Source organism: Amycolatopsis cihanbeyliensis (assembly GCF_006715045.1).
GTDB classification, from domain to species: Bacteria; Actinomycetota; Actinomycetes; order Mycobacteriales; family Pseudonocardiaceae; genus Amycolatopsis; species Amycolatopsis cihanbeyliensis.
The window spans coordinates 3,484,722-3,500,679 of the sequence record NZ_VFML01000001.1 but is presented as its reverse complement, the minus strand read 5'-3'; the positions used below and the strand labels follow the sequence as shown (position 1 = coordinate 3,500,679).

At 72.2% G+C, this 15,958-nt stretch carries 16 protein-coding genes; 13 read left to right on the top strand and 3 right to left on the bottom strand.

Annotated elements, in window-relative coordinates; all coding sequences use genetic code 11:
• Positions 1-26 precede the first annotated feature (26 nt).
• The 7 genes from FB471_RS15475 (at position 27) to FB471_RS15445 (ending at position 5,528) form a co-directional block, all read left to right on the top strand.
• On the top strand, positions 27-953 hold the full coding sequence (locus tag FB471_RS15475) for a proline dehydrogenase family protein (protein WP_141999038.1): 927 nt from the start codon (positions 27-29) through the stop codon (positions 951-953).
• Positions 950-1,771: a thioesterase family protein gene (locus FB471_RS15470; protein ID WP_141999035.1), complete on the top strand. Its 822-nt coding sequence runs from the start codon at positions 950-952 to the stop codon at positions 1,769-1,771. Before FB471_RS15475 ends, FB471_RS15470 begins: the two co-directional genes overlap by 4 nt.
• Before the next feature lie 23 nt (positions 1,772-1,794).
• Positions 1,795-2,607 carry a pyrroline-5-carboxylate reductase gene (proC, locus tag FB471_RS15465; protein ID WP_141999033.1) on the top strand — a complete coding sequence of 271 codons (813 nt, stop codon included), beginning with the start codon at positions 1,795-1,797 and terminating at the stop codon, positions 2,605-2,607.
• 142 nt (positions 2,608-2,749) lie between these two features.
• Positions 2,750-2,965 (top strand): helix-turn-helix domain-containing protein, encoded by a 216-nt coding sequence (locus FB471_RS15460; RefSeq protein ID WP_141999031.1) that lies wholly within the window; start codon positions 2,750-2,752, stop codon positions 2,963-2,965.
• A gap of 119 nt (positions 2,966-3,084) precedes the next feature.
• Positions 3,085-3,186 carry a 30S ribosomal protein bS22 gene (locus FB471_RS15455; protein WP_005453035.1) on the top strand — a complete coding sequence of 34 codons (102 nt, stop codon included), beginning with the start codon at positions 3,085-3,087 and terminating at the stop codon, positions 3,184-3,186.
• Positions 3,187-3,427: 241 nt separating this feature from the next.
• Positions 3,428-4,477, top strand: a complete 1,050-nt coding sequence (locus tag FB471_RS15450; RefSeq protein ID WP_141999030.1) for an NAD-dependent epimerase/dehydratase family protein — start codon at positions 3,428-3,430, stop codon at positions 4,475-4,477.
• 28 nt (positions 4,478-4,505) lie between these two features.
• Positions 4,506-5,528: a lysophospholipid acyltransferase family protein gene (locus tag FB471_RS15445; RefSeq protein ID WP_141999029.1), complete on the top strand. Its 1,023-nt coding sequence runs from the start codon at positions 4,506-4,508 to the stop codon at positions 5,526-5,528.
• 108 nt (positions 5,529-5,636) lie between these two features.
• Here FB471_RS15445 and FB471_RS15440 read toward each other — a convergent pair whose 3' ends face one another.
• From FB471_RS15440 to FB471_RS15430, 3 genes are all read right to left on the bottom strand, one after another.
• On the bottom strand, positions 5,637-6,632 hold the full coding sequence (locus FB471_RS15440; RefSeq protein WP_141999027.1) for an HAD family hydrolase: 996 nt from the start codon (positions 6,630-6,632) through the stop codon (positions 5,637-5,639).
• 101 nt (positions 6,633-6,733) lie between these two features.
• Complete coding sequence (locus tag FB471_RS35490) at positions 6,734-7,912, bottom strand: DUF5667 domain-containing protein (RefSeq protein WP_141999025.1); 1,179 nt, start codon at positions 7,910-7,912, stop codon at positions 6,734-6,736.
• An 83-nt stretch (positions 7,913-7,995) separates the two neighbouring features.
• The gene (locus tag FB471_RS15430) at positions 7,996-8,679 is read right to left on the bottom strand and encodes a sigma-70 family RNA polymerase sigma factor (protein ID WP_141999023.1); all 684 of its coding nucleotides are present in this window, start codon (positions 8,677-8,679) and stop codon (positions 7,996-7,998) included.
• A gap of 386 nt (positions 8,680-9,065) precedes the next feature.
• Here FB471_RS15430 and FB471_RS15425 point away from each other — a divergent pair, with 386 nt between their 5' ends.
• The 6 genes from FB471_RS15425 to hemC all read left to right on the top strand — a co-directional run bounded on the left by FB471_RS15425 (position 9,066) and on the right by hemC (position 15,902).
• Entirely contained in the window at positions 9,066-10,634 is a 1,569-nt protein-coding gene (locus tag FB471_RS15425) for an AMP-binding protein (RefSeq protein ID WP_246076421.1), read from the top strand.
• 4 nt (positions 10,635-10,638) lie between these two features.
• Entirely contained in the window at positions 10,639-10,872 is a 234-nt protein-coding gene (locus FB471_RS15420; RefSeq protein WP_141999021.1) for a glutaredoxin family protein, read from the top strand.
• A gap of 57 nt (positions 10,873-10,929) precedes the next feature.
• A complete protein-coding gene (locus tag FB471_RS15415; RefSeq protein ID WP_141999019.1) occupies positions 10,930-12,489 on the top strand; it encodes a molybdopterin-dependent oxidoreductase in 1,560 nt (519 codons plus the stop codon).
• 188 nt (positions 12,490-12,677) lie between these two features.
• Positions 12,678-13,541 carry a redox-sensing transcriptional repressor Rex gene (locus FB471_RS15410; RefSeq protein ID WP_141999017.1) on the top strand — a complete coding sequence of 288 codons (864 nt, stop codon included), beginning with the start codon at positions 12,678-12,680 and terminating at the stop codon, positions 13,539-13,541.
• Positions 13,541-14,941, top strand: coding sequence for a glutamyl-tRNA reductase (locus FB471_RS15405; RefSeq protein WP_141999015.1), 1,401 nt, complete (start codon positions 13,541-13,543; stop codon positions 14,939-14,941). The genes FB471_RS15410 and FB471_RS15405 overlap by 1 nt, the downstream gene beginning before the upstream one ends.
• Positions 14,931-15,902: a hydroxymethylbilane synthase gene (gene hemC, locus FB471_RS15400; protein ID WP_141999013.1), complete on the top strand. Its 972-nt coding sequence runs from the start codon at positions 14,931-14,933 to the stop codon at positions 15,900-15,902. Before FB471_RS15405 ends, hemC begins: the two co-directional genes overlap by 11 nt.
• The last annotated feature ends 56 nt before the right edge of the window (positions 15,903-15,958 follow it).

The window sequence follows — 15,958 nt, the reverse complement described above, 5'->3', positions numbered from 1 at the left end:
TCGGCAGAACACGTACAGTTCCTGTCGTGAATCCACTGCGTTCGTTGATTCTCGCCGCCGCGGGGAGTGACGCGATCCGTCGCGCCGTGGCGACCGCTCCCGGTACCCGGAGCGTGGTGAACCGCTTCGTCGCGGGGGAGAGCACGGCCGACGCGGTCGAGGTGGTCCGGCAGTTGGCCGGGGAAGGGCTACAGGCCAGCCTCGACTACCTCGGGGAGCACACCACCGACTCCAGCCAGGCGGAACGCACCGTGCAGGCCTACCTGGCGCTGCTGGACCGGTTGCATGCCGAGGGACTGGCCGATCGCGCCGAGGTCAGCGTGAAGCTGTCCGCGGTCGGCCAGGAGCTGGACGAGAAGCTGTCCGTGGACAACGCCTACCGGATCTGCGCCGCGGCCGAGCAGTGCGGCACCACGGTGACCCTGGACATGGAGGACCACACCACCACCGACGCCACCCTGACCGCGCTCGCCGACCTGCGGCGTACCTGGCCGTGGGTGGGTGCGGTGCTGCAGTCCTACCTGCGGCGCACCGAGGCGGACGCGGCGGCGCTCGCGGTGCCGGAGTCCCGGGTGCGGTTGTGCAAGGGCGCCTATGCCGAGCCGGCCGACGTGGCCTTCGAGGGCGGCCACCAGGTCGACCTCAGCTACGTGCGCTGTGCGAACGTGCTGCTTGAAGGGGGTGGTTATCCGATGTTCGCGACCCACGACCCGCGGTTGATCGACGTGTTGGGCGAACGGGTTCGGTGGTACGGGCGCAAGCAGGGGAGTTACGAGTACCAGATGCTGTACGGGGTCCGCCCGGACGAGCAGCGGCGATTGGCCGCCGACGGCGAGACTGTTCGGGTCTATGTGCCCTATGGCGAGCAGTGGTACGGGTACCTGATGCGCAGGCTGGCCGAGCGACCCGCGAACACCGCGTTCTTCCTTCGCGCGCTGGTCAGTCGTTCGTGAGCAGCGCTGATGGTGCCGCGACCTTCGGCGCGGCGTGTTCTCCCCGCTCGCTCGGCGACGGCACGTTCATCGCGGACCTACGGCAGGAGTGGGCGGTCGGCGGCCACCCGCACGGCGGTTTCATGATCGCCCTGCTGGCCAGGACCGCGCTGACCAGCCTCGCCGAACGTGGCGAACCCCTTGCCGACCCCCTTGCGGTCAGCGCCGAGTTCCTGCGGCCGCCCGCCATCGGGCCGGTGTTGCTGCGCACCGAGATCCGCAAGGTCGGTCGCAGGGCCACCGTGGTCGCGGTCTACCTCGAGCAGCGCGGTCGCAGTTGCGTGGAGGCTCGGATCACCGCGGGCAGGCTGCCGATCCGCCGCCCGGTGTGGGCCGATGTGCCCGCCCTGCCCGCCGAGCCGCCTTCCGGTGCGGTGGTGCTCTCCGGGGACACCCCGGAAGGCGCGTTCGACCTCGCCAAGGGCTGTGACGTGCGGTTGGACCCGCATACCGCTGGGTACGCCTCGGGGCGATCCGGCGACCCCCCGCGGATGCGGCTGTGGGTCCGCCCGCGGGAGGGCGACCCCGACCCCTTCTTCGCGATGCTGGCCAGCGACATCAACCCACCGGTGGTGTTCAACCTCGGGCGGTTCGGCTGGGCGCCGACGGCGCAGCTGACCGCGCTGGTGCGTACCCGCCCGGTGGCGGGCTGGCTGCGGGTCCAGGTGGACTGCCGGACGATCCAGGAGGGCTGGTTCGACTCCGACGCCACCGTGGTCGACGCGCAGGGCCGCCTGGTCTGCCAAGCCCGCCAGCTCGCCCTCTCCCCCGCCCCCTAGCTGGAGCGAGGTAGTTTCTCGGCATGACCACCATCGCGGTACTGGGTGCGGGCAAGATCGGTGAGGCGCTGCTGGGTGGGCTGCTGAACGGCGGGCGCCGCGCCGAGGAGTTGATGTTCACCGAACGGCACGAGGAGCGGGCCGCCGAGCTCACTCAGCGGTACGGCGTGCCCGCGGTGACCGTGCCGGAGGCGGCCAAGCGGGCCGAGGTGCTGGTGGTCGCGGTGAAGCCGCAGGACATCGAGCCGGTGCTGGACGAGCTGGCGCCGCTGATCGGCCCGGGCTCGCTGGTGGTGTCGCTGTGCGCGGGCCTGCCCACCGCGCTGTACGAGCGCAGGCTGCCCGAGGGCACCCCCGTCGTGCGGGTGATGCCGAACACCCCGATGGTGGTCGGCGAGGCGATGAGCGTGATCTCCCCCGGGCGGCACGCCACCGCGGACCAGCTCACGCTGGTGGAGGACCTGCTGTCCTGCGTCGGCAGCGTGGTCCGGGTGCCGGAAGCACAGCAGGACGCCGTCACCGCCCTGTCCGGCTCCGGGCCGGCGTACTTCTTCTTCCTGGTCGAGGCGATGATCGACGCGGGTATCCTGCTCGGCCTCCCGCGCGCGGTGGCGGAGAAGCTGATCATCCAGTCGGCGGTGGGCGCGGCCACGATGCTCTCCGACACCGGCCAGCACCCCGTGACCCTGCGCGAGGCCGTGACCTCGCCGGGAGGAACCACGATCAACGCGATCAGGGAACTCGAACGCCACGGCGTAAGGGCCGCGTTACTCGCCGCGATCGAGGCTGCCCGGGATCGCTCGGTCGAGCTCGGTAAGGCGCAGCAGGACGGCTGACCCTCGCCGGTCGGGGCAAAGTTCGCTACAACCGTCGCATCGGCCCCACGTGTCCCGCTACCCTCGAGTGAGCACGTGCGTGTCGGTACCGCTCGGTGGGGAAGCCGGGCGGCGCGACATGTGTCGAAGGACACGGTGAACTATGCCGCAGAACAAGAAGGACGACGTGCCGCCACCCCGGCAGGTCCAGTTTCTGACGGTCGCCGAGGTGGCCACGATAATGCGGGTGTCGAAGATGACCGTCTACCGCATGGTGCATTCGGGCGAGTTGCCCGCCGTGCGGGTGGGCAAGTCGTTCCGCGTCCCGGAGAAGGCGGTGCACGACTACCTCGAAGGGGCGTATTTCGACGTCGGGTAGGGGCATCACGAGCGCTGCGACCGGCCCCGGTAACCTGGTAGGCCGGTCGTGGCAGATGCGCTCCTGGTTGGACGACGCGCTGTCCCGCGTGACCCAACGAACGATATGAAGGAGCACCCGTGGGTTCGGTGATCAAGAAGCGCCGCAAGCGTATGTCGAAGAAGAAGCACCGCAAGCTGTTGCGCCGTACCCGGGTGCAGCGTCGCAAGCAGGGCAAGTAGCGGCCACTCGACACCGAACCGACGGCCCGTCCCGCGGATGGACGGGCCGTTTGCGTGCGGCGGCGTCCTCGTCCTCGACGGCGCCGCAAACGTCCCGGAAAAACTATGTGAGCTGGGTTAACAGCGTGTTAGGCCCCTCACCTTGCGGCCCGGCGCCCGGTAGTATCCGGGGCGCGTCAAGGCGGTGCTCCACCCGGTGCGGGCTCGCGTGCCCGGTACCCACATCTGCGCAGGGGGTCGCATGCCGTCCAATATCGTGCTGGTGACCGGGGTCGGCGGTGAGCTGGGCGGCCGGCTGCTGGCCAGGCTCGGCAACAACCCCGACCTGGAGCGGGTCATCGGCGTGGACACCACGCCGCCGCGCAGGTCGGTGTTGCGCCGGATGGGCCACGCCGAGTTCGTCCGCGCGGACATCCGTAACCCGCTGATCGCGAAGGTCATCAGCTCCGCCAAGGTGGACACCGTGGTGCACGCCTCGACCACCGTGCACCCCGCGGGCCCGGGCAGGCGTACCGCGATCAAAGAGGTCAACGTCATCGGCACCATGCGGCTGCTGGCCGCCTGCCAACGCTCTCCCCGGGTGCGCAAGCTGGTGGTCAAGTCCACCGCCGCGGTCTATGGTGCCGGCCCGCGCTCGCCCGCGGTTTTCACCGAGGACTCAGCGCTGATCCCGACCTCCACCAGCGGTTACGCGAAGGACGCCGTGGAGATGGAGGGCTATGTCCGAGGCCTCGAGCGGCGGCGGCCGGACCTCACGGTGACCACGGCCCGGTTCCTCAACCTGATCGGCCCGGAAACCGACACCGTGCTGGCCAGGTACTTCGCGCTTCCGGTCGTGCCGACCGTGCTCGGCTACGACGCGCGGATGCAGCTACTGCACACCTCGGACGCGCTGGCCGTGCTCGAGCTCGCCACCCTGCAGGACAAGCCGGGCGTGTTCAACGTCGGCGGCGACGGGGTGATCACCCTGTCCCAGGCGATCCGGCGCGCCGGCCGGATCGAGCTGCCGATGCCGCGCTCGGCGGTGCCCTCGGTCGGCAGGGTGCTGCGCGGTGCCCGCGTGGTCGACTTCTCCGCCGACCAGGTGCGGTTGCTGAACTTCGGCAGGGTGGTGGACACCAGCCGGTTGAAGGAGACCTTCGGTTACCTCCCGCGGTGGACCACCCGGGAGGCCTTCGACGACTACGTCGCCGGCCGCGGGCTGCGGCCGGTCCTGGACGGGCACCGGCTGTCCGACCTGGTGGGCAAGGTGGCGGTCGCGGCGGCGACCGGGCAGGCCGGCCGACGGTGAGCCGCGAGCGGAAAGCGAGGCGAGCGAGGTGACCGACGGAGCGGAGGCACGAATCATCCCGTTGCACGGCAGGGAGCACGCGGTCCAGCCGGAACCGGCCGCGCGCTCCGGCGATGCGGCACCGGAGCCGGAGCACACCGTGCTGCCGCTGCCCGCGCGGCCGGTGCACACTTCGCCCGCGACCGCGGAAGAGAAGGAACTGCTCGACGCCGAGTCCTTGCCGGAGGCGCTGGTGCGGGCGCTCGAGTTCGTCCGGAACCGGCTGACCGGCGACTACCCGGTGGACGAGTTCGGGTTCGACCCCGAGCTGACCGACATGCTGCTGCTTCCCCCGCTGCGGCTGCTGTACCGGAAGTGGTTCCGGGTCAGCACCCACGGGGTGCACAACCTCCCGCTGGACGGCGGCGCGCTGGTGGTGTGCAACCACTCCGGGGTGCTTCCGCTGGACTCGTTGATGACCGCGCTGGCCGTGCACGACGAGCATCCCCGCCGGCGGTACCTGCGGATGCTCGGCGCCGACCTGGTGTTCCGGTCGCCCCTGCTCGGTGCGCTGGCCCGCAAGTCGGGCCAGACGCTGGCGTGCAACCCGGACGCCGAGCGCCTGCTGCGTTCCGGCGAGCTGGTCGGGGTGTGGCCCGAGGGTTTCAAGGGCGTCGGCAAGCCGTTCTCCTCCCGGTACAAGCTGCAGCGGTTCGGCCGCGGCGGGTTCGTCTCGGCGGCCCTGCGTACCGGGGTGCCGATCGTGCCCTGCTCGATCGTGGGCGCGGAGGAGATCTACCCGAAGATCGGCGACATCAAGCCGCTGGCCCGGTTGCTCGGCCTGCCGTACTTCCCGGTGACGCCGTTCTTCCCGTTACTGGGCCCGCTCGGCGCGGTCCCGCTGCCGACCAAGTGGCACATCGAGTTCGGTGAGCCGATCGCCACCGAGGATCTCCCCGCCGACGCCGCCGAGGACCCGATGCTGGTGTTCAGCCTGACCGACCAGGTCCGCGAGTCCGTCCAGCAGACCCTCTACCGCCGCCTCGCCCTGCGCACCGGCGTCTTCCACTGACGCCTCACAAGCCCTGAACGTGGCTTTCGCGACATCAGACGTCCCACAAGTGCCGTTCGCGACGTTGAACGTCCTGATCGCCACGTTCAGGGCACTTCGGGGCTGGTCTCAGGCGACGCGCTTGCGGTAGGCGAGGCCGGCGGCGACGGCGCCGGCGAGGGCACCCGCGCCGAGCACCGAGGGCACGCCGATCTTGGCGGCCTTGCGCCCGGTGCGGAAGTCGCGGATCTCCCACTGCCGGTTCCTGGCGATCTCGCGCAGCCCGGCGTCCGGGTTCACCGCCACCGCCGTGCCGACCACCGACAGCATCGGCACGTCGTTCTGCGAGTCGGAATAGGCGGCGCAGCGCCGCAGGTTCAGCCCTTCCCGCGCGGCGAGCGCCCGTACCGCGTGCGCCTTCGCCCTGCCGTGCAGCAGGTCGCCGACCAGCCGACCGGTGTACACCCCGTCCACGTGCTCGGCCACCGTGCCCAGCGCGCCGGTCAGTCCCAGCCGCCGCGCGATGATCGCGGCCAGCTCCACCGGGGTCGCGGTGACCAGCCAGACCCGTTGTCCAGCCTCCAGGTGCATCCGCGCCAGCGCCCTGGTGCCCGACCAGATCTTGTCGGCCATGAGCTCGTCGTAGATCTCCTCGCCGACCTCGACCATCTCGTCCACGGTGCGGCCGGCCACAAAGGACAGCAGTTGCTCGCGTGCCGAGGAAACGCTCTCCTTGTTCTCCTTGCCGCCGATCCGGAACTTCACCTGCTGCCAGGCGAACCCGGCCAGGTCCGAGGCCGTGACGTACTTGCGCGCGGCCAGCCCGCGGGCGAAGTGGAAGATCGACGCGCCCATCATCATCGTGTTGTCCACATCGAAGAACGCGGCCGCGGTCAGGTCGGGCGGCGCGGGCTCCGGACCGGTGGGCTCGGCGCCCGCACCGGCGGCGTCCCGCTCGACGTCCTCGGCCGGGACCTCCTGATCGGTGGGCAACTGGGTGGATGCGGACGCCGCCTCCAGCGCGACCGCGGCTTCCGCCGAGGCCTCCCCGGCCAACGTGGCCAGCCGTTCCAGTTCCTGGGCCTTGTTACGGCCCCGCCACCATGACACGCACACCGCCTCCACCTTGGTTCCTGCTAGGCACAGCGTATCGACTGTGCCTGACGGCCTGTTCCCGAACCGGACTGTGCCGCACGTGCGCGAACAGGCACCGCCCGGGCCGACGGTTATCCGATCCGGACTTCCGGCAGGCCCGGCAGCACCGGTGGTACCTCCAGCAGGGCGGGTGGCTCCGGGATCGAGTCCGGCAGCCGTGGCCGGGAGATGTCGGTGGGTAGGGGCGCGGGGTGGACCCGGGTGGGTTCGATGGTCGGGGCGGGCAGCTCCGGGGTCGTGGGTGGCTCCGGGCGCACGGGGGCGTGTCTGGTGGCGAGCCGCACGGCCGGCGGCCCGGTGTCGCGTTCGGGCGTGCGCGCCGACTCGGGCGGGTCGGCCGCGCGCGGCGGGTCGCGGTCCACCCGGCGATCCGGCGAGGCGCACGGCCCCGGCGCGGGCAGCGCGCCGAGCTCGTCCGTGCGGCCGGAGGTGATCCGGTTGCAGCCCATCCGGCCGGCCAGCGCGGTCGCGCGTTCCCCGATCCGGCGCACCAGCTGGGCCGAGGCATCCCCATGCGGGACCGTCTCGGCCGGCAGCGCGGCCCGCAGCCCGGCCAGCCGGTCCGCCTGCGCCCGCGCCCAGGAGCGCAGCTCGTCGAGCTGGGTGCCGGCGGAACCGGTGCCGAGGGTGACCAGCCGGGTGACCCCCGCCCTGGCGTCGGCTTCGAAGTCGGCGAGCGCGGTCCGGTAACCCGGGTGGGCGGCCCCCGGCGCGGTGCGCTCGGTGAGCCTCGCCAGCTCGGCCAGTCGGCCCGCGGCGTGTTCGAGGTGCAGGTGGCCCCGTGCTTCCTCGTCGAAGGTCAGCCCGAGGTTCACGGCCTCCCTTGCCCGTTTGAGCTCGTACAGCGTGTCGCCTGGCAGCGCGTCCCTGGACAGCACCAGCCCGAACCCGACGAGCGCCAGCAGCAGGCAGCACGCGCCGGCCAGCACCGCGCCCGGCCGGGGACCGCGCCGTGGGCCCGGCACCCGCGCGGCGGGCTCGGGTTCCGGCCGCGGCTCGGGTTCCGGCGCCGGGGGGTCCTCGACCGGCTCGCCCGTGCGGATCCGGCTCGCCATCCTGGCCCGCGCCTGCTCGTCCGGCTCCGCGGCGGCCCCGAGGCCACGCAGGGCGAACACCACGGCGAGCTCGGCGCCGAACTCCTCGGCGCCGGTCGTCTCCTCCCGTGCCCGGTCCCGTTCCGCGGCGTCGACCGCACGGGCGAACCGCTCGTGCTCGGCGCGCCGCGGGGAGAACCGGTGAAACCCGCTCATCAGCAGGAGCAACGAACGGCCCGCTCGGCCGGTTACGGACCCGGCACGCCGGGCAGCGAACTGTCGCCGAGTTGGGGGAACCCTTAGCGCAGACCGGTGGGCAGCAGTTGCGCCAACCGGCGTACCGCGCGGTGCTGGAGCGCCTTGATGGCGCCCTCGTTGCGGTCCATGATCTCCGCGGTCTCGGCCACCGAGAGGCCCTGCAGGAACCGCAGCACGATGCACTCCCGCTGGTCCTCGCCGAGGTCGGCGATGCAGCGGAACAGCTCGGCCTGGGTGGCCCGGTTCAGCACCTGCTGCTCGGGGCCGGCCGGTGGCCGCTGCTGCGTACCGGTGAACGCCGCGGAGCCACCCTCGATGACCTCGTCGGTGATGATCTCCAAGCGGAACCTGCTCGACTTCACGTGATCGAGCACCAGGTTGCGGGCAATGGTGACGAACCAGGCGCCGACGTCGCGGCCCTGGTAGCTGACCGAGTTGATCCGGCGCAGGGCGCGCAGGAAGGTCTCACTGGTGACGTCCTCGGCGAGGTCGCGGTCGCCGAGCCGGAACAGGACATAGCGGAACACCACCTCGACATAGCGGTCGTACAGCCGGCCGAAAGCCTCGGTGTCGCCGTCCTGGGCGGCGTGCACCAGGTCCCAGGCCTCCGCCGTCGGATCCGGCGCCACCTGCGGCACGATTCGGTCCGCCGGAGCGGCGGCTGTGTCCGGGACACGGCGCGCCACCAGCGCAGGGCCTGCCGAAACGGCGACTTGCAGGCTCATCTGGTCGCACCTCCCGAGCCTTCTCCACAGCCCCGAGTGATGATCGCCACCCGGGCGCGTACCGCAGCATACGGGTAGTTACCCGGAAGTAGGTAGTGCCGATCTGATTGCGAACGGGAGACGAACCCGCAGACTCACCATGACGGGGGATGCGAATGCCAGACTGATACCCACACTGTGTCCTATCCACAAGTCGGGTTATTCAGGTTGGCAGCGTGCGTCATCGCTACCGTGACCTGCAACGACCTCCCGCCCGTCGCCCACCGCCACCCACACGGTGGCGCTGCGGGCCGCGGTGACCATGGGCCTGGCGGCCCGCGGTCGCTGGGTCGTTCTGAACAACCCTCACTGTGTGCTGGTGCACTCGACCGGAAAGGGGCTGCGCGGTGGCGGTACCGAGCGGCGGCAATGTGGCGGACCTGGTCACCCTGGCGGCGCGGCACTGGCCCGACTCACCCGCCCTGATCGACACCGTGGACGGCACGGCCCTCACCTGGTCGGGCGTGGAGGCGGCGGTGGACGCGCAGGCGAGCGAGCTGCGGGCGGCCGGCCTGCGCCCCGGCGACCGGGTGGCGGTGCGCCTCCCGACCTCCGCGGCCTTCGCGATCTCGCTGTACGCCGTGCTGCGCGCGGGCGGGATCGCGGTGCCGCTGTCCCCGCAGGGCCCGGCCGCCGAGCTGAACGGGCTGCTCGCGCACAGCGGGGCGACCCTCCTGGTCAGCAGGCGACCGGGCGAGCTCGAACCGCCCGAGGGAGTGCGCGCGCTGGAACCGGTGATCGCCCCGGACTCTCGCCCCGACCCGGTCGTGCCCGCGCGGGCGGGCGAGGACATCGCGGTGCTCTCCTACACCTCCGGCACCACCGGGCCGGCGCGCGGCGTGATGCTGTCGCACCGCGCCCTGCTGGCCAACGTCAGCCAGCTCACCGCGGTGAGCCCGCCGGTGCTGGAGCACAGCGACCGGCTGTTCCTCGCGATCCCGCTGTTCCACGTGTACGGGCTCGGCCCGGGGCTGCTGATGGCGACCTCGGTCGGGGCCACCACCGTGCTGGCCGAGCGGTTCGAGGTGGGCAAGGCCCTGGTCGTCTGCGCCGAGCACCGGGTGACCGCGATCGCCGGGGTGCCCGCCATGTACGCCGAACTCGCCGCACTGCCCGCGGACGAGCTCGGCACCGGCCTGGCCACCGTGCGCAGGCTGACCTCGGGGGCGGCCCCGCTGCACCCGAAGGTGCTCGCCGCCATCCGCCGGGCCGTCGGGCTGGGCGTGTACGAGGGTTACGGGCTCACCGAGACCGCCCCGGTGGTGACCTCCACGCTGGTCACCGGATACCCGAAACCCGGTTCGGTCGGCAGGCCACTGCCCGGGGTGGAGCTGCGCCTGGTGGACAGCGACGGGGAGAGTGCCTCGGTGCCGCTGGACCCCGCGGACCCGGACGACGTCTTCGGCGACGGGGACGGCGGCTCGCTGGGCACCGGGCTGGTGTCGGTGCGCGGCGCGAATCTGTTCTCCGGGTACTGGCCGGACGGGGCACACGGCCCGGACGCCGAGGGCTGGTACCGCACCGGCGACGTCGGCTACCTGGACGTGGACGGCGACCTGCACCTTGTGGACCGGGCAGGTGACCTGATCATCGTGAACGGGTTCAACGTGTACCCGCACGAGGTGGAGGAGGTCATCGGCGGGCTGCCGGGGGTGGCCGAGGTCGCCGTGGTCGGGGTGCTGGACGAACGCACCGGTGAGGCGGTGAAGGCGGTGATCGTGCCCGGCGCGGGGGCGGTGCCGTCCGAGCCGTCCGAGCCGTCCGAGCCGCCCGAGTTGTCCGAGCAGCGGGTCGTCGAACGCTGCGCGGCCGAACTGGCCGGGTACAAGGTGCCGCGCACCGTGGAGTTCGTCGAGGAGCTGCCGCACTCGCCGACCGGCAAGCTGCGCCGGGTGCAGCTGCGTACGGGGGAGTGAACGCATGCACAGGGTGACCGTGATGACGAGGCGGGGCTGCTCGGCCTGCGAGCGGGCCGAGCGGGACGTCGAGCGCATCTGCGCCGAGCTGGGCGTGCCGTGGTCGGCGGTCGACGTCGACGCCGACCAGGAGCACCGGGCCGAGTACGGCGACCGGGTGCCGGTGATCCTCGTCGACGACGCGGAGCACGGCTACTGGGCCGTGGAGGAGGACCGGCTGCGCGGGGCGCTGGCGTAAGGCACTCGTAAGGGCGATCGGCTGGGCTCGACGGGCCGATGCTCCGACCATGGAGGCATGAACTCACCCGCCGCCGCCGAGCAGGGCATACCGACACCGCCGCGCGGGGCCGCCGCGCTGGCCGGGGTGCTCGCCCTGGTCGCGGCGCTCGGCTCGGGGCACCTGGTGGCCGCGTTCATCGGGATCAACGCCTCGCCGTACCTCGCGGTCGCGAACGCGGCGATCGACCTCACCCCGGCCTGGCTGAAGGACTTCGCGGTCGATGCCTTCGGCACCTACGACAAGCTGGTGCTGCTGCTCGGGATGGCGCTGGTGCTGCTCGGCCTCGCGGTGCTGGCCGGGCTGCTGTCCCGCAGGGGCCCGCTGCCGGGCACCGTGCTGATCGTGGTGTTCGGCGTGCTCGGCGGCCTGGCCGTGTACGGCAGGCCCGACCTCGGGTCGGGGGCGCTGGCCGCCCCCGCCGCCAGCCTGCTCGCCGGGGTGCTGACCTTCCGCTGGCTGCTCGACCGGGCCCGGGCCGGCGGGTTCGAGCTCGGCGAGCACACGGCGCCGGATCGGCGCCGGTTCCTGATCGGCGCGGGCGGGGTCGCGGCGGGTGCGGGCGTCGCCGGACTCGCCGGCCAGCTCATCGGCAGCGGTACCGACGCGGAGGGCTCGCGCCAGGCCGTCGGCGATCTCGCCGCGGCCCGGCCCGCCCCACCGATCCCGGCGGGCGCGGACTTCTCCGGGCAGGGCACCCCGACCTTCCGCACCGCCAACCAGGACTTCTACCGGATCGACACCGCGGTCATCGTGCCGCAGCTGCGTGCGGCGGACTGGACGTTACGCATCCACGGCATGGTGGAGCGGGAGCTGACCTTCGACTACGCCGATATCCGGTCCCGGCCACTGGTCGAGCGCACGATCACGCTCTGCTGCGTGTCCAACCAGGTGGGCGGCCCCTACATCTCGACCTCGAACTTCCTCGGTGTGGACCTGGGTGACCTGCTGCGCGAGGCCGGTATCCGGCCCGGTGCCCAGCAGCTGTTCTCCACCAGCGAGGACGGCTGGACCTGCGGCACGCCGCTGGCCGCCGCGCTCGAGCGGGACCGCGGTGCGCTGCTCGCCATCGGGATGAACGGCGAGCCGCTGCCGGTGGAGCACGGTTTCCCCGCCCGCATGGTGATTCCCGGCCTGTACGGCTATGTCTCGGCGACCAAGTGGGTCCGCGAGATCGAGATCACCACCTGGGACGCGCGCCGGGCATACTGGCTGGACCGCGGCTGGGCGCGCCGCGCGCCGGTGAAGACCCAGTCCCGGATCGACGCCCCGGGTGCCGGTGCCGACCTTCCCGCCGGCAGGGTGGTGGTGACCGGGATCGCCTGGGCGCAGACCCTCGGCATCGCGCGGGTGGAGGTGCGGCTGGACGAGAACGAGTGGCAGCGCGCGGAGCTAGCCACCGAGGTGAACGTGGACACCTGGCGGATGTGGCGGGCGGTGCTGGACGTCCCGCCCGGCGAGCACCGGGTTTCCTGCCGCGCCACCGACCGGTCCGGTTACGTGCAGACCGGGCAGCGCGCCGGGGTGGTGCCGGACGGCGCGACCGGCTGGCACACGGTGGCCCTCACCGCTCGCTGAGGAACTGCCGTTGCACCGGCGAGTGCGGCCCGACCAGCCACTTTGTGCCTGCGTTCACAAGTAGCTACCGTATGACAAGACCCCGAACGGCTGGCGGAATATCGAACACCGGGACGGCCGCGGGGTCAAGGATTACTTTCGAACGAGCGACGCGGTCGGCCGTGGCCGACCGACGAGGAGAGGCCAGCGTGGTGGCACAGCGGGGCCGGCGAAACGGCGCCAAGGCCGCGCACAAGCGCACCGGCGGAGCGGCCGGCACTCCGGACGCCGACAACGCACCGACGGCCGAGATGCTCGCGGTGGAGGAGAACGGGCAGGTCCCGGACCCGGTCGCCGCCAGGGCGAAGTCCATCCCGGAGGCCGCCGTCGCCCGGCTGGCCGTCTACCTGCGGGTGCTCTCCGCCATGTCCGACCAGGGCGCCACCACGGTGTCCAGCGAGGAGCTCTCCTCGGCCGCCGGGGTGAACTCCGCCAAGCTCCGCAAGGACCTCTCCTACCTCGGCTCCTACGGCACCCGCGGGGTCGGCTACGACGTGGCCGTGCTGGTCGGGCAGATCGAGCGCACGCTCGGGCTGACCCGGCAACACAAGGTCGCCGTGGTGGGAATCGGTAACCTCGGTCATGCGTTGGCAAACTATGGCGGTTTCCCCGGGCGGGGCTTTCCGGTCGAGGCGCTGTTCGACGTCGACCCGGATCTGATGGGCGTTCCGGTCGGCGGGCTGCCGGTGTCGCACCTTGACGACATCCCGGCGGTGTGCGCCGAGCGGCAGATCTCCATCGGGGTCATCGCCACCCCGCCGACCGCGGCACAGTCCGTCTGTGACCGGCTGGTCGCCGGCGGGGTGCAGTGCATCCTGAATTTCGCGCCGGTGGTGTTGCAAGTGCCCGAACACGTGGAGGTACGCAAGGTCGACCTCGCGGTCGAGCTGCAGATCCTGTCCTTCCATGTGGCCCGGCGGGCCGATGGCGCGGAACCCGCGGCGAACGGCGCCGGGCAGGCCGAGCCCGGGCTGGGGCTTGGCGACGGCATGGACGGAATGGTGGTGCGGTGATGAGCGTACTGGCGGTCGGGCTCTCCCATCGCACGGCCGATCTCGGCGTGCTGGCCAGGGCCACGGTGCCCGCGGACGAACTCGACAAGGTGCTGCACGAGTTGCAGCAGGCCCAGCACGTCGGTGAGGTGATGCTGGTCTCCACCTGCAACCGCATCGAGGTCTACGCGGTGGTGGAGACCTTCCACGGCGGGCTCGCCGACATCTCGGCCGTGCTGGCGCGGCAGGCCGGGCTCGAGCCGTCCGATCTCTACGACAAGCTGTACGTGCACTACGCCGGTGCCGCGGTGGAGCACGTGTTCTCCGTCGCGGCCGGGCTCGACTCGATGGTGGTCGGCGAGACCCAGATCCTCGGTCAGGTCCGCGCTGCCTACGCCGCGGCGCGGGAGGCCGGCACGGTCGGCCGCACCATGCACGAATTGGTCCAGACCACACTGCGGGTCGGCAAGCGGGTGCACAGCGAGACCGGCCTCGGTGCGCTGGGTGCCTCGGTGGTGTCCGAGGCGTTTGCCGAGGCGCCCGCGGTCGAGGGCAAGCGCGCCGTGGTGGTGGGCGCGGGCTCGATGGGTGCGCTGGCCGCGTCCCAGCTACGCAAGGACGGCATCGGCGAGATCACCGTGGTGAACCGCACCAGGGCCAACGCCGAGCGGCTGGCCGAGTCACTGGCCGAGCAGGGCCTGCGGGCGCGGGCCGCGGACATCGGCTCGCTTGCCGAGCAGCTCACCGCCGCCGACCTCGCGGTGTGCTGCACCGGGGCGCAGGGTGCGGTGCTGGAGGCCGGGTTGGTCGAGCGGGTGCTCGCGGCCCGGTCCGGTGACCCGCTGGTGGTGTTCGATCTCGGCCTGCCGCGCGATGTCGCGCCCGAGGTCGACCGGATGCCCGGGGTGCGGGTGGTCGACCTGGAGACCGTGCGGCGGCGGATGGACGCCGCCGCGGCGAGCGGCTCCGGCGGCACCAGCAGCGCCAGGCAGATCGCCAAGGCCACCGGCATCGTGCTGGACGAGGTGCGCGAGTACCTCGCGGGCCAGCGCAGCGCCGAGGTGACCCCGACCGTGACCGCGCTGCGCAGGCGCGCGGCCGAGGTGGTGGACGCCGAGCTGCTCCGGCTGGACAACCGGTTGCCCGAGCTGGACGAGGAGGTCCGCACCGAGCTGGCCGGCACGGTGCGCAGGGTGGTCGACAAGCTGCTGCACGCGCCGACCGTGCGGGTCAAGCAACTGGCCGCGGAGACCGCGGACACCGACTACGCCGGTGCGCTGCGCGAGCTGTTCGGGCTCGACCCGCAGGCGCCCGCCGCGGTGGCCAGCCCGTCCGGCGCGGGCAAACACGACCAGATCGACGTCCGCGACGCCCAGCGGGGCAGGTCGCGTGTGGACGGTGGCGTTGACGATGACCGCTAGGACGACTACCAGGACCATCCGGATCGGGACGCGGGGGAGCATGCTCGCCCTCGCGCAGACCGGCGCCGTGGCGAAGGCACTGGAGCGGGCCGGCCAGCGGGTGGAGGTCGTCACGATCTCCACACCGGGGGACCGCTCCAGCGCACCGATCGCCGAGATCGGGGTCGGCGTGTTCACCTCCGCGCTCCGCGAGGCGCTGGTGCAGGGCAGGGTGGACGTGGCCGTGCACTCCTACAAGGACCTGCCGACCACGCCGGAGCCCGGGATCGCGCTGGCCGCGGTGCCGCAGCGAGCCGACCCGCGGGACGCGTTGATCGCGCGGGACGGCCTGACCCTCGCCGAACTGCCGCCGGGCTCTACGGTCGGCACCGGTTCGCCGCGGCGCAGTGCCCAGCTGCGCGGGCTCGGCCTCGGCCTCGAGGTGGTGCCGATCCGTGGCAACATCGACACCCGCCTCGGCAAGGTGTTCGGTGGCGAGCTGGATGCGGTGGTGCTCGCCCGCGCCGGGCTGGCCAGGGTGGACCGGCTGAACGTGATCACCGAGACGTTGGACCCGATCCAACTGCTGCCCGCACCCGCGCAGGGCGCGCTGGCGGTGGAGACCCGCGTCGACGACGTGGACGTGGAACATCTTCTTCAGTCCCTTGTGGATGATGAAGTGACGAGGGTCGCGGTGACGGCCGAGCGGGCCATGCTGGCCGCGCTCGAGGCCGGTTGCAGCGCGCCCGTCGGTGCGCTGGCCGACGTGGTGGAGGACCTGGACGAGTCCGGCTCCGTTGTGGAGCGTGTCTCGTTGCGCGGGGTCGCCGCCGCGGGGCTGGACGGTGAGGCCGTGGAGATCCTTCGTGCCTCGGCCGTCGCCGAGAAGGGCGAGGTGGAGCAGCTCGGCCGGGATGTGGCCGCGGAGCTGCTCGAACTCGGGGCCGGCGCCCTCCCCGGGCCCGGTCGCGCCGCCCAGTAGCGCACCTGAGCGCACCGAGTAACAGCAGCAACAGCACTGAGCACTGACGAAGCTCA